The following is a 12,648-nucleotide window of genomic DNA, read 5'->3' on the forward strand; positions in this document are numbered from 1 at the left end:
GAGATTCAGAACATTCCTGCCGGAATTTCGCCTCCAGTTCAGATCCGTTGAAATCGAACGTGTGAGCGGACTTTGTTCGTTATGTATTATTCTCACTGTTCAATTATGAACGCAGATTCGAAAATGGCGACATGACAGACATTCATTCCCGAATGGTCATGAAGACGCTGCGTTTCGTTCATTAATAATCATCATGAGCAACGCGGAATGTCGATGTCAAAGAATTTATCTATAAGAATCATGAGCCGTCGGGCGGCGGAAAATCGATGATATCCATGCGGAATATCGATGTGTCCGCGACTATCCAAAAAAGGACGTAGAATGCAAATTGAAGACGCTCTGAGAGAAGATTTGGCGATAATCGGTCTTCTCAATGAATCTGAAATTCCCCACGTGAACAGCATCGATGCAGATGGTTTTGTCTGGTTCCTGGAGAAGGCGGATTATTTTCGTGTCGCCAGGGACGGTGATTTGCTCGCTGGTTTTCTGATCGGGTTCCTGCCGGGGCGTCCCTATGACAGCCTCAATTACAAATGGTTTAGCGAACGCTATTCATCGTTTCTGTATGTCGATCGCATCGTGGTCTCGCCAGAGGCGCGCGGGCGCGGTGTCGGGCAGAGCCTTTATACGGACTTCGCCAGGTTTGCTTCAGGCAAGGCCGAGCGGCTGACATGCGAGGTCAACGTGCGGCCGAGCAACGAAGGCTCCCTGCGCTTTCACCATGCTTTCGGATTCGTCGAAGTCGGACGGCAGGAAACGGAAGGCGGCTCCAAGGAAGTGTGCCTGATGGCAAGAGAGCTGGGCACGGACTTAGCCCCGGAATAGCCCGCATCCCTACGCACCGGGTCAGAACAGGGCGTAAGGATCCTTGATCGGCGCGTCGTTCGAGTGCCGGATCCAGCCCTTGACGACCCGGTAGACAAACCAGAGCCAGCCGAGCCCGCCGATCAGCCAGGCGAAGGGAATCAGGATCCAGGTTGCGGTCAGTGCCGCCGTCAGGACGATGGTGATGACCTGGATCCAGAATGTCCTGATCTGCCAGGTGATGTGTCCGGCCAGGGCCGTTCCCTCAAGGTCTCCGCGCTTCAGATAGGCGAGAATCACCCCGAATATCGAGGGCAGGCCAAAGACGATCGCGGCCCCGTAGAGCCCGTAGACGATATGCACGGCAAGGCGGTCATTCTCGGAAAGACCGAGGGAAAAGGGCAGGGTCCGCGGCCGGGTAACCTGATTTCCGTTGTTCGGATTTGTTTCGGCCATGTGCGGTTCTGTTCCTTTCCCTGTGCCGTGCTGGACCTTAACGTTGGCCCGGTAAGCTGATCATTCAATAGGCCCGCTGCGGCGGGCAGGCATTCAATAGACCCGCTGCGGCGGGTGGGGGAAGAGGAAGCGTGGCGATGATGACGAATGAAGGAAACGGGCCGGCGGTCGATCTCTATAGCGACACGGTCTCGCGTCCGACCGCAGCGATGCGGCAGGCCATGGCCGAGGCGGAAGTCGGTAATGAGCAGGCGATGGAAGACCCGACCGTTAATCTCCTGTGTGAAAAGGTCGCCGCTTTGCTCGGCAAGGAAGCGGCGATCTTCCTGCCTTCCGGAACCATGTGTAACGAGATCGCGTACCGGGTCTGGGTTGACCGGGGTGAGGAGATCATTCTGGAAGAAAGCGCCCATGCGCTGCATTTCGAGGCGGGCGGGCCTGCAGCTCTCGCCGGGGCGATGGTCCGGACACTGAAGGGCAAGCGCGGCATTTTCGATGCAGCCGGTCTGGAAACCGTCATTCGTGTGCCGCGCGGCCACCATGGCCAGCGCCAGAAACTGGTGAATATCGAGAACACGGCCAATCTCGGTGGGGGTGCTGTCTGGCCGCTTGCAACCGTTTCCGGCGTTGCCGAATGCGCCCGCAGTCATGGCCTCAAGGTCCATATGGATGGTGCGCGGCTGCTGAACGCGGTGGTCGCGTCCGGCACTCCGGCCTCGTCCTATGGCGCGTTATGCGACTCTCTCTGGATCGATCTTTCGAAGGGGCTGGGGTGCCCGGTTGGCGGCGTGCTGGCCGGCAGCGCAGAATTCATCGAGCGGAGCTGGCTCTTCAAGCACCAGTTCGGAGGGGCGATGCGGCAGGCCGGGATTATCGCCGCCGCCGGAGTGCATGCACTTGATCACCATATCGACCGGTTGGCCGAGGATCATGCCAATGCCCGGTATCTTGCCGAAGGGATTGCATCGATCCCGGGCTTGACCGTCGCGGTCGACGAGATCGAGACCAACATGGTGTATTTCGACATTGAGGCGCCGGCCTTCGATGCGGCGGGTTTGTCGGAACGTCTGATGCGTGAGCATAAGGTGCGGATTGGCCCGATGGGGCCGCGCCGGATGCGTGCCGTGACCCATATCGATGTCACGCGCAGCGGTATTGAGCTTGCATTGACAGCGCTCAAGGCTGTGATGGGAGCCGCCTGACCGGCGTCAGGCGTCCGTCACTGCCTGGTCCAGGTCGGTGTCCGTAAACTGGGCGCCGGCGGTCCGGGCACCTTTCAGGTCCGTGCCTGTCAGGTTGGCGCCTTTGAAACGGGCCCCGGTGAGATCCGCATTGCGGAGCAGGGCACCTTCCAGATCGGACGGCCAGAACCGTCCGGTCGGGTTGCCATTGGCGTCTTTCAACTCGACCGGATAAAACAGCGCGCCATTCATCTGCGCATCCGTCAGGTCGGCCGAGATCAGCTTGGTGCCGGACAAATCGGAATCCCTGAGGTCGGCCCGGGGAAGCTTGGCGCCGGTAAGGTCTGTCATCACCAGCTGGGTGCGGCGCATCTTGGCGCCGGACAGGTCCACTTCGCGGAGGTCCGCGCCCGACAGGTTGATATCGCTCAGATCGACATCCTTGAGGTTGGCCCCGGCAAGCTGTGCCCGGGTACCACCGCGACCCTGCTCGCGTATCCACAATTCATGATCATTGACGATATCCCGGAGGGAACGGCTGCGGTCCCCGTTCTCGGTCACCAGCTGGGCGCCACTGAGATTGGCCGTCGACAGATTGACCCGTTCGAGGATTGCGCTGCTGAGATCGGATTTGGCAAAGCTGGTTTCGGATATCAGGGCGCCGCGCAGGTTTGCGCCCCTGAGGTTGGCCCCGATAATCTTTGCGTTCGCCAGATTGGCGCCGGACAGATCCGCTCCGGTCAGGTTCGCATTCTCGAGATTCACCCCGCTGAGATTGGCTCCACAAAGCAGGGTGTTCTCAAGGTTGGTGCCGATCATGCTGGAATTGGACAGATTGGTTCCGGACAGATTGGCGTTGTTGATATCCGCCTCGTCCATGGTCGAGGCGGATACGTCTGCCCGGATAAAGGTCGGGCGCTCGTCCGCCAGGTCGTTGATGATGGCACCGCCGCGCATGTCGGCTTCCTTCAGGTTGGCGCCACCGAGGTTGGACCCCCTGATGGTTGCGCCGCGCAGGTCTGCCCGCATCAGGACAGCATTGGACAGGTCCGAATTATCCAGATTGGCGCAAAACAGATCCGCATAACTGAGATCGGCGGCGGACAGGAAGGTGCCCGAGAAATTGACGCCCGACAGACGCGCGGACTGAAGATTCACGCGCGACAGCTGAAAGCCCGCGACATCAAGTCCCGACAGGTCCGCACGCACGCCGCCCGGCTTGCGTTTCAGCCAACGCTGATGGCTCTCAATGGCTTGAAGAATATCTTCCGGCGTCATCGACTCTGGTTTCTTTCCATCAGCGCGGGGCTGCCGATCAGCAGACAATGCAGTGCCCCCCTGGGCAGTGAACCTCCGGGCAGTGAACCTCTGGAGGCCCGTTTCAACTCAACACTTATCATGGCCAGCCATCCACGATAATGCCAAGGCAGGGATTGACGTATTCCCGCGACGGTCTCACGGCATCCTCAACGCGCGCCTGCAGGCTGAGACGCTCACAATGATTCTTGAGGGCCGTAAAGCCGCGCGTTTGGACGATATCGTTCGTTGCAATGCCGGCTTTCTTGAGCAGAAGTGTCTGAATCGGTGTGTTGTCCGGGTTTCTTAGCAGATAGATCACAAATCCGCTCGCCCGTCGTTCTTCCCCCGCGCCTCGTTGTTCCCGTACATCATCGGCAACGCGAGCAATAAGTTTTTCGATCTCGTTGCTGAGTTTGTCGAGCTGTTCGGTTTTTTGCGCTTCATCAGTCAATGCGGAGGCAACCCCGAATGGCCAGTCTGCAGAGTACGGCATTATATTTCGTTAGAACGAAGCATTCGCACGCTTCCATGTCCAAGGGTCAAGAAAAATTTCCTTTGAAACGGGCTGGTCATACCGTTTGTATCGCTTAATTCCATAATTTGTTTATGTTATTTATTGTCGGCTTTCACGCCGGTTTTTGCGGTTGAGATCTGCTCGGTCTTAAAGACCGCATCCGTAAGATTTGCGCGCGTAAGATCCGCGCCGGAAAGATCCGCACCTGTAAGATCTGCTCCGGCCAGGTTGGCATTTTGCAGGTCAGCATCCTTGAGGTTTGCATTCACCAGTTTGGCGCCGGAAAGGTTTGCGGGCCATTTCCGTCCGGTAAGCTGGCCTTTCTGATCCTTCAGGTCGACGGGTCCTATTCCCGCATGTGAAAGATCCGCATCCGTCATGTCGGCATTTGCGAGGTTGATCCCTTCCAGGGTCGCGCCACTCAGGTTCGCCCCCTTCAGGTTCGTATCGGACAGATCCGACATCACAAGCAGGACGTTCGAGAGGTTGGCCCCGCTCATATTGGCCCCGTGCAGATCCGCGCCGGACAGATTAACGGCGGCAAGATCAATAAAGCTGAGGTCGGCATTCTTCAGGATCGCGCGGTCGCCAAGGCGCCCGTCTTCCCGGATCCAGACGTAATGCATGTTGAGGACTTCGCGGACCTCGAAAGGCAGGGAATCTTCGTGCCGCACCATGTTGGCGCCGGTGACGTCCGCTCCGGAAAGGTCGCAGCCGTCCAGGTTGGCACCGGACAGATTGGCATGCTTGAGGATCGTATTGTCGAGCCGGGCGCCGGACAGATTGGCATCCTGCAAGTCCGCGCCGGAAAGGTCGGCTTCAACCAGCACACAATTGGAAAGATCGGCTCCTTTCAGGTCCGCATTGCGCAGGTTCACCCCGGAAAGGTTCGCCCCGGCCAGATGTGCGCCCGCGAGGCTCGCATTCGGCATGGCCGAATAGCTCAGGTCGGCGCCTTGCTGGTTCGATGTCGGCCCGTCCCTCTGTCCCTCGTCATCGTCGGTGCCGAACATAAGCGTGCCGCCGCGGAAATCGGCGCCGACAAGATTGGCGCCCTTGAAGGCGACGTTACGAATGGAGGCGCCGCGCAGATCGGCATTCTGCAGGTCGGCATCCCTCAGATCAGCGCCATCAAGTACCGCACAGAACAGGTCCGTATGGCTGAGGTTGCTGCCGACCAGGATCGTCTTCTGCAGGTTCGCACCGGACATTTTGGCGGATTTGAGGTTTACCTTTTCGAGCGTGAACCCGGAAAGGTTGGCGCGGGCCAGATTTGCCCGAGATCCGCTATGGGCGCGGCTCAGCCATTTTTCGTGCTCGTCCAGGATATTCGCGATTTCCTGAGGCGTCATTTCAGCGAACCGTGTCCATGTTCAAGACGCTCTTGCGGGAGCGCGTGTAAACTTATGTAAAATTCCACACTGAACAATAGCCGCCGGATGGCATGTGTGGAAGCACCATCAGCCAGTCTGCAGTCTGGAGCACCTGCGCATTCCCAAATGGAACTGCGTATTTAGTGCCTTACGTTAATGTAGATAAAATTTACTCAAAAATTCTAGATGTTTTTTGAGTGTTTATGTTTCCCGGCGGCCCGGTCCTACTCTGCGGCCTGGCTGTCCGGCTCGTCTGCCGGGCGTCCGGATGCTTCGTCCGGAACCTGTTTTCCGGGCTCCACGAGAGCAAGGCAGAGCGAGAGCAAGGGCGGGATGATGGCGAGCGTCAGCACGGCGGAGAGAGAGAGGCCGCCGATCACGACGGACCCAAGCCCGCGATAGAGTTCAGAGCCGGCACCGGGGAAGACCACAAGAGGAAGCATCCCGAGGACGCTGGTCAATGTCGACATGAAGATCGGCCGGATGCGGTTTCGCGTCGCCTCGATGATCGCGGCACCGGATTCCATGCCATCCTCGCGTATGTGATGCAATGTCTGGTGCACCAGCAGGATCGCGTTGTTCACCACGATGCCGATCAGGATGACGAAGCCGAGCAGCGTCAGCATGTCGAGATTCTGACGGATGAAGACGTTGAGGGTCGCCAGTCCGACCACGCCGCCAGCCGTTGCCAGGGGAACCGAGAAGATGATGACCAACGGATAGAAGAAGCTCTCGAACAGGACGGCCATGACCAGATAGACGATGACCAGGGCCATCACCAGATCGACCACCATCTCGTTCCAGGTCTGCGCCAGTTTATCTGCCGTTCCGGACATGCGGATGCTCACGCCCGGCGGCAGCCCGTCTGCTTCCATCGGGGTGATGACTTCATCCCGCATCCTGTTCAGTGCGCCTTCCAGCGGCATGCCGGAGGGGGGCGAGACGGAGAGGGTGATGGTTCGCTCGCGCGCGACATGGCGGATTTCCGTCGGCCCGGTTGTCACCATGACATTCGCAAGGGAGCCCGCCGGCACGATCTTGCCCTCGCTGGTCACCACGGGCAGGTCCGCCACGCCCTGGGTTTGCACGATGTGGTCTTCCGGACCGGTCAGCGTCAGGTCGATACGCTCGCCCTGAACGGTGATTTCCGCCACCCGGATACCGTCATTGTAGGCATCGACGGTAAAGCCCAGATCGCGGGCCGAGACGCCATTGTCCGCCAGCAGGGTGCGGTTGGGGACCACGCGTACTTCAGGCGCGCCAAGAGACAGGGAAGGTTGGGGACGTATCTGTGTGCCTTCCTCCTGGGGAAAGGCCTGGCTGACCTTGAAGAAGGTTTTCTGGGCGATCTCGGTCAGTTCTTCCAGCTCGCCACCGGAAATATCCAGATCGATTGAATTTGACCCGCCGACGCCGCGCCCGAAGAGGGAGCTCTGGCGGAAGAAGCCGAAAGTTCCGGGTTCCGTGAAAAGTGAGCGGCGGAGCACCGGTATCAGCTCTTTGGCCCGGGTCGGGTCGGACGCGGCGGAGCCGACGATGACATTGGCGCGCAGCGCGACGAAGAAGAAGCGCGACATGGTCGGTGTGCCGTCTTCGGCGACCGGTCTCGTTCCGTCGAAATCCCAGATCGGCTTGGTTGCGTTTTCCAGCTTCGTGGCGATCGCGGACATGGTGTCGAGATTGTAGCCCGGCGGCGGTTTGACGAAACCGATGATCAGATTGCGGTTACCTTCTGGCAGATAGTCGAGTTCGGGCAGCATGGCCCATGTCGCGGCGATGCTGCCGACGGTCATGCCGGCAATGACGGTGAGGGCGAGGGCCCGGTTTTTCACCACGGCGCGGGTCTGCTTCATGACGGTGGCCACGAAGGCATGAGCAAAAGAATCGACCAGTGGCAGACGCCGCACCGCGCTCAGGTCGCCGATCTCGTTCTTCAGCAAACGGCTGGCAAGGGCCGGGACAACGGTTGCGGAGACGACCAGGGAAAGACAGACCGCGACCGAGATGGCGACGGCGATATCCCGGAACAACTGCCCGACTTCCAGTTCCATGACCAGGATCGGAATGAACACCATGACCGTTGTCAGGGAAGAAACCAGCACCGCCCCCCAGACCTGCTGGGCGCCACGATAGGCGGCTTCGTTCGGAGAATGGCCGAGTTGCCGCAGGCGGAAAATATTCTCCAGTACGACGATGGCCGCATCGACCACCATGCCGACGGCGAAGGCGATACCGGCCAGCGAGATGACGTTGATGGAGCGGCCAAGCGCGGCCATGGCGACGAACGAGCCGATGATGGAAACCGGGATCGCCAGGCTGACAACCAGCGTGGCGTTGCCGCTGCGCAGGAACAGGTAGAGCACCATCGCGGCCAGAATGCCGCCGACCCAGATATTCTGGCGCACCAGATCGATGGAGGAATTGATGTAGGTGGTCTCGTCATAGACCTGGATCATCTTCAGGTCCCGGGCGGCGAGATATCCCTTGTTCAACTCGTCAATCGCTTTGCGGACCTCGGTCATCACCTCGATCACGTTGGCCCCGGTCTCCCGGTACATCGGCACGGCGAGCGCCGGCGTGCCGAATTGCCGGATGCGCGCGACAGGATCCTTGTAGCCGATGCTGACCGAGGCCACGTCGGAGACGGTAACGCGGGCGACGCGGCCGGTCATCGGGTCTTCTATCGAGCGAAGGACAACGCCTCGGACATTGTCGATGCTTTCGAAATCGCCTTCCGTGCGGACCACGTAGCGGCGTTTGCCTTCATCGACGGCTCCGGCCGAAATCGAGGCGTTTGCCGCGCGCAGGGAGCCGAGCACGTCCGGAATGGTCAACTGGTACTGGGCGAGCAATTGCGGGTCGACTTCCACCCTCATTTCCCGCTCGGCGCCGCCATAGATGCGGGCTTCACCGATCCCGGAAATCCGTTCGATGCGGGCTTTGACATAATCTTCGGCGAAATCGCCGTAAGTGTGCATGGGGGTGTCGTTGCCGTCCTCGCGTAGGATGACCGCCCAGGCGATGGCATTATCTTCGGAGCCGGCCGTCTGGAACGTCGGCTCATCCACCTCGTCCGGGTAATTGCCGACCCGGTCCAGCCGGTTGGAGACAAGCAGCAGCGACTTGTCCATGTCGGTGCCGGGCGAGAATTCCATCGTGATCCGGCCGCGCCCGTCTTCGGAGCTTGAAATCATCGATTCCAATGCTTCGAGGCCGCGCAACTCGTCTTCCTGCCGGTTGATGATCTCGCGCTCGATCTCGGCGGGGGCAGCCCCGGTCCAGTAGGTCGTGACCGTGATCACCGGTCTGTTCACATCGGGAGCCAGCTGGATCGGGATGCTTTGCAGGGCAACGATGCCGAACATCACGATCATCATGACAATGGCCAGCACCGCGACGGGGCGCTGGATGGCGTGCCGGATCAATGTGTCCATCGGCTTAGCCCTTGACCTGAACGGCCACCGGCTCGCCAGGGCGCAGACGCTCATTCCCCTTGATGACGACGACCTCGCCGATGGCGAGGCCATCGGTTACTTCAAACCGGGTACCAAGAGATTCGCCGATTGTGACCGGACGCATTTCGACCGTGCCGTCCGTCACCACATAAACCCGTGGCTGGCGGCCATCCAGCAGCAGGGCGTCTTTGTGGACGCTGACGACCTGTCGCACCATGCCGATCGGAATATGAACCGTGACGCTCTGGTTCTCGGCTATCCGGACAGAATCCTCCGGCAGGGCCGCCGAGAAACGGACGGCGCGGCTGCGGGTGCGGGGGTTTTCTTCGGGGATGATCGCGCGGACCGCTACGTCGAGTGCTTGTCCATTTTGTAGCATCGCCTTGATCTGTACGCCGGGATAGAGGCCGGTCAGGCGCTGGGCCGGGATGTCTGCCTCGATCTCCAGATCCCTGTCATTCATCAGGGTCACGATGGCGTCGCCCGCCTGAACGTAATCACCCGTGACGACGTGACGGGCGAGGATGACGCCATTATACGGCGCGAGAATGGAGGCGTCGGCGAGGGCAATATCGGCCAACTCCAGCTCGGCGCGGACCCGCGCGGTTTCGGCCTCTGCCTCTGTGTAACTGGCAACCGAGGCTTCCAGATCGCGCTGGGCATCCTCGAGAGCATTCATGCGGAAAGCGTTCGAGCCGCGCAATTGTTCTGTCCGTGCCAGGGTTTGCTGTGCCTTGGCGCGGTTGGCCGCTGCGCGTGCGCGCTGGGCTTCCGCCTTTTTCACTTCGGAGGCCTTGAGCTGCCGCTCTGCCCTGAGACGATTGTCGGAAAGCCGGGCGAGGATGGCGCCTTTTTCGACCCGTTCACCGGCGCGGACCTCAATATCGGCGACCCGTTCGGATATCCGCGTCGCCACGGGACCAAGCTGCACGGCAACGAAGCGGGCAGTGAACGGGGCTGTCTGGGTCAGCGTGTCCTCGCGAACCTCATCGACTTCAACCGGGCTTGCCTTGGTCTTGGCCTGAGCCGATGCCGGGACTGGTGTCAAAGCAATCAGAGCGGCCGCGAGTGCCGGGAAAAGGAGACCAAAACGAAGGTTCTTCATCAGTACTGGCATTTCGCGCACGCCTATTGACGCCAAGAACTCACGAGATCCGCATCGGTGAAATCAAGGCTGGTTTCTCTGGAGAGAGCGGAGATAGCTCTATTTTGCCGGGTATCTTTTCCAATCGCAATTAAATCAATGAGGGATTTGAGCTATCTCGCGGCAAGTTGATGCTGGATGCAGCTCCAGCCTTCTTGGTAAGAACGAAGGACGAGATAAAATCCGTCGCTGGTGACCGGAAAAAGTTGGGGAGGTAGGACATGGGGACGATTCTCTATACCCATGCGGATAGTTTTGGACATGACCCGGGCCGCATGCACCCGGAACATCCGGCGCGCCTGAAAGCCGTGCTGACAGCCCTGTCCGCCGAGGAGTTCAACGGGCTTGAACGCCGGGAGTCTCCTAAAGCCACCGTCGATCAGATCTCCAGGGCGCACCCCCGCGATTATGTGGAAGCCATTCTGGAGGCAGTGCCCGAGAGCGGCGAGCGGTCGATCGACGGGGACACGGTGATGTCGCCCGGCACCGGCGAGGCTATCCTGCGCAGCTCCGGGGCCGTTTGCGCCGCTGTCGATGCCGTGCTCGGCGGCGAGGCACAGAACGCGTTCTGCGCCATGCGCCCGCCGGGGCACCATGCGGAGCCGCGCACGCCCATGGGCTTCTGCTTTTTCAATCAGATTGCCGTCGGGGCCGAGCATGCCCGCGCGGCGCACGGGTTGCGGCGCGTTGCGATTGTCGATTTCGATGTGCATCACGGCAATGGCACCCAGGCGATTTTCGAGGCGGATGGCGGGGTCTTCTATGCCTCGACCCATCAGGCGCCGCTGTTTCCGGGAACTGGCCACCAGAGCGAGCGCGGTGTCGGTAATATCGTGAATGTCCCTCTGCCGCCGATGTCCGGCAGCGAACAGTTCCGGGCCGCCATCACCGAGATCATTTCCCCGGCCCTGATCGAATTCCAGCCCGAACTCTTGATGATTTCCGCCGGATTCGACGCCCATATAGACGACCCGTTGGCCTCGCTCTGCCTGACGGAAGAGGATTTCTCCTGGGTGACGGAGGAACTCATGCGGGTGGCGGACCTTGTCTGCGACGGCAAGATCGTCTCCACGCTTGAGGGCGGTTATGACCTTGAGGCATTGGCGGAGTCGACGGCGGCTCATGTGCGCAGTTTGATGAGCGCCGGCTGACATTGAAAAGCGGGCGGGGCTCCCTTGTATCGGGGGCTTCCCGCGCCTATTGTCGGGCTCTGGCCCGAAGGAGACCGACGTGAGTGAGACACCTACCCCTGAAATCAAAGGCCTCAGCTTTGAAGAGGCGCTGACTCAGCTTGAAGAAATCGTCGGCAAACTCGAATCAGGCAGCGGGACTTTGGACGACGCCATCAATGCCTATGCACGAGGGGCGGAGCTGAAATCCCACTGCCAGAAGAAGCTGGACGAAGCGCGCATGAAGGTCGAAAAGATCCGGAAATCGGATGCTGACGGCGCCGTGTCCGCCGAGCCGTTCGAAGCCTGAGCCGCACATTCTCCCGACACAGATCAGGATCGCCACCGCACATGACCCAGCTTGAAGACGCGATCGCGACGACCGCGCGCGAGGTTGAGCGCGTAATGGAATTCCTGCTGCCGAAAGCGGATGACGCTGAAGCACGTGTGTTTCAGGCCATGCGCTATTCCTGCCTGGGCGGCGGCAAACGGTTGCGGCCTTTCATCGTTACGCAGTCCGCCAAGATGTTCGCCGTTGATGAACGGTGCGCCTTGCGGGTCGGTGCGGCCGTCGAGTTTCTGCATTGCTATTCACTGATCCATGACGATCTGCCTGCCATGGACGATAGCGATCTGCGCCGGGGTCGGCCGAGCTGCCACAAGAAATTCGATGAGGCGACGGCCATCCTTGCCGGCGACGGATTGCAGGCGCTGGCCTTCGAGGTCCTCGCGGCCGAGGAAACCAGCTCCGATGCTTTCGTCCGGGCCAAGCTGGTCTCCGAACTCGCCAAGGCGGCGGGTGGGGAAGGCATGGTCGGCGGTCAGATGATCGATCTGCTGGCGGAAGAACAGGAATTCGATATCGGCGCCATCACCCGCATGCAGCGGATGAAGACCGGCGAGATTTTCGCGTTCGCCGCCACATCCGGCGCGATCATGGGACATGCCACGGACCGTCACATCCACGCCCTGCATTCCTTCGCGCAAGAGCTGGGGCTGGCATTCCAGATTGCCGACGATCTGCTCGACGCGGTTGGTGATTCCAATACGACAGGCAAGCCGGTCGGCCAGGATGGTGCCGCCGGAAAAGCGACCTTTGTTTCCGTGCTCGGCATCGAGCGGGCCCGGTCGCAGGCCCGTCTGCTGGCCGAACAAGCGGCACGCGCCCTTGATTTATTCGGTGAGCGGGCAGACCTTCTGAAACAGGTAGCCGCATACGTCGTCGACCGCACGCACTGAGCCCAAGGGCTGAA

General features: G+C 60.2%; 11 protein-coding genes. 5 read left to right on the forward strand and 6 right to left on the reverse strand.

The features are described from left to right. Nucleotides 1–321 precede the first annotated feature (321 nt). Complete coding sequence (locus tag AAC126_RS04525) at nucleotides 322–825, forward strand: GNAT family N-acetyltransferase (protein WP_339850506.1); 504 nt, start codon at nucleotides 322–324, stop codon at nucleotides 823–825. 21 nt (nucleotides 826–846) lie between these two features. Here the strand turns inward: AAC126_RS04525 and AAC126_RS04530 are convergent, their stop codons facing one another. After that, nucleotides 847–1,260 carry a hypothetical protein gene (locus AAC126_RS04530; RefSeq protein ID WP_339850508.1) on the reverse strand — a complete coding sequence of 138 codons (414 nt, stop codon included), beginning with the start codon at nucleotides 1,258–1,260 and terminating at the stop codon, nucleotides 847–849. Between the two features lie 137 nt (nucleotides 1,261–1,397). Here AAC126_RS04530 and AAC126_RS04535 point away from each other — a divergent pair, with 137 nt between their 5' ends. After that, complete coding sequence (locus AAC126_RS04535) at nucleotides 1,398–2,462, forward strand: GntG family PLP-dependent aldolase (RefSeq protein ID WP_339850509.1); 1,065 nt, start codon at nucleotides 1,398–1,400, stop codon at nucleotides 2,460–2,462. Nucleotides 2,463–2,468: 6 nt separating this feature from the next. Here the strand turns inward: AAC126_RS04535 and AAC126_RS04540 are convergent, their stop codons facing one another. The 5 genes from AAC126_RS04540 to AAC126_RS04560 form a co-directional block, all read right to left on the reverse strand. Next, entirely contained in the window at nucleotides 2,469–3,719 is a 1,251-nt protein-coding gene (locus tag AAC126_RS04540; RefSeq protein ID WP_339850510.1) for a pentapeptide repeat-containing protein, read from the reverse strand. Nucleotides 3,720–3,837: 118 nt separating this feature from the next. Continuing rightward, the gene (locus AAC126_RS04545; RefSeq protein ID WP_339850511.1) at nucleotides 3,838–4,191 is read right to left on the reverse strand and encodes a hypothetical protein; all 354 of its coding nucleotides are present in this window, start codon (nucleotides 4,189–4,191) and stop codon (nucleotides 3,838–3,840) included. A 158-nt stretch (nucleotides 4,192–4,349) separates the two neighbouring features. Beyond that, nucleotides 4,350–5,606, reverse strand: a complete 1,257-nt coding sequence (locus tag AAC126_RS04550; protein ID WP_339850512.1) for a pentapeptide repeat-containing protein — start codon at nucleotides 5,604–5,606, stop codon at nucleotides 4,350–4,352. Between the two features lie 245 nt (nucleotides 5,607–5,851). Further along, the gene (locus tag AAC126_RS04555; RefSeq protein ID WP_339850514.1) at nucleotides 5,852–9,061 is read right to left on the reverse strand and encodes an efflux RND transporter permease subunit; all 3,210 of its coding nucleotides are present in this window, start codon (nucleotides 9,059–9,061) and stop codon (nucleotides 5,852–5,854) included. 4 nt (nucleotides 9,062–9,065) lie between these two features. Continuing rightward, a complete protein-coding gene (locus tag AAC126_RS04560; RefSeq protein WP_339850516.1) occupies nucleotides 9,066–10,199 on the reverse strand; it encodes an efflux RND transporter periplasmic adaptor subunit in 1,134 nt (377 codons plus the stop codon). A 248-nt stretch (nucleotides 10,200–10,447) separates the two neighbouring features. Here AAC126_RS04560 and AAC126_RS04565 point away from each other — a divergent pair, with 248 nt between their 5' ends. The 3 genes from AAC126_RS04565 to AAC126_RS04575 all read left to right on the forward strand — a co-directional run bounded on the left by AAC126_RS04565 (nucleotide 10,448) and on the right by AAC126_RS04575 (nucleotide 12,634). Beyond that, complete coding sequence (locus AAC126_RS04565) at nucleotides 10,448–11,377, forward strand: histone deacetylase family protein (RefSeq protein WP_339850518.1); 930 nt, start codon at nucleotides 10,448–10,450, stop codon at nucleotides 11,375–11,377. Nucleotides 11,378–11,456: 79 nt separating this feature from the next. Next, the gene (locus AAC126_RS04570) at nucleotides 11,457–11,705 is read left to right on the forward strand and encodes an exodeoxyribonuclease VII small subunit (RefSeq protein ID WP_339850519.1); all 249 of its coding nucleotides are present in this window, start codon (nucleotides 11,457–11,459) and stop codon (nucleotides 11,703–11,705) included. 41 nt (nucleotides 11,706–11,746) lie between these two features. Further along, nucleotides 11,747–12,634, forward strand: coding sequence for a polyprenyl synthetase family protein (locus AAC126_RS04575; RefSeq protein WP_339850520.1), 888 nt, complete (start codon nucleotides 11,747–11,749; stop codon nucleotides 12,632–12,634). Nucleotides 12,635–12,648: the final 14 nt, after the last annotated feature.

The sequence above is a fragment of the uncultured Nisaea sp. genome (genome assembly GCF_963974195.1).
Taxonomy (GTDB): domain Bacteria; phylum Pseudomonadota; class Alphaproteobacteria; order Thalassobaculales; family Thalassobaculaceae; genus Nisaea.

Bases quoted from the DNA above. Each gene is read 5' to 3' on its own strand.
- AAC126_RS04550 (WP_339850512.1), bottom strand. From the start codon at position 5,606: ATGACGCCTCAGGAAATCGCGAATATCCTGGACGAGCACGAAAAATGG.
- AAC126_RS04560 (WP_339850516.1), bottom strand. From the start codon at position 10,199: ATGCCAGTACTGATGAAGAACCTTCGTTTTGGTCTCCTTTTCCCGGCA.
- AAC126_RS04565 (WP_339850518.1), top strand. From the start codon at position 10,448: ATGGGGACGATTCTCTATACCCATGCGGATAGTTTTGGACATGACCCG.
- AAC126_RS04540 (WP_339850510.1), bottom strand. From the start codon at position 3,719: ATGACGCCGGAAGATATTCTTCAAGCCATTGAGAGCCATCAGCGTTGG.
- AAC126_RS04575 (WP_339850520.1), top strand. From the start codon at position 11,747: ATGACCCAGCTTGAAGACGCGATCGCGACGACCGCGCGCGAGGTTGAG.
- AAC126_RS04525 (WP_339850506.1), top strand. From the start codon at position 322: ATGCAAATTGAAGACGCTCTGAGAGAAGATTTGGCGATAATCGGTCTT.
- AAC126_RS04555 (WP_339850514.1), bottom strand. From the start codon at position 9,061: ATGGACACATTGATCCGGCACGCCATCCAGCGCCCCGTCGCGGTGCTG.
- AAC126_RS04530 (WP_339850508.1), bottom strand. From the start codon at position 1,260: ATGGCCGAAACAAATCCGAACAACGGAAATCAGGTTACCCGGCCGCGG.
- AAC126_RS04535 (WP_339850509.1), top strand. From the start codon at position 1,398: ATGATGACGAATGAAGGAAACGGGCCGGCGGTCGATCTCTATAGCGAC.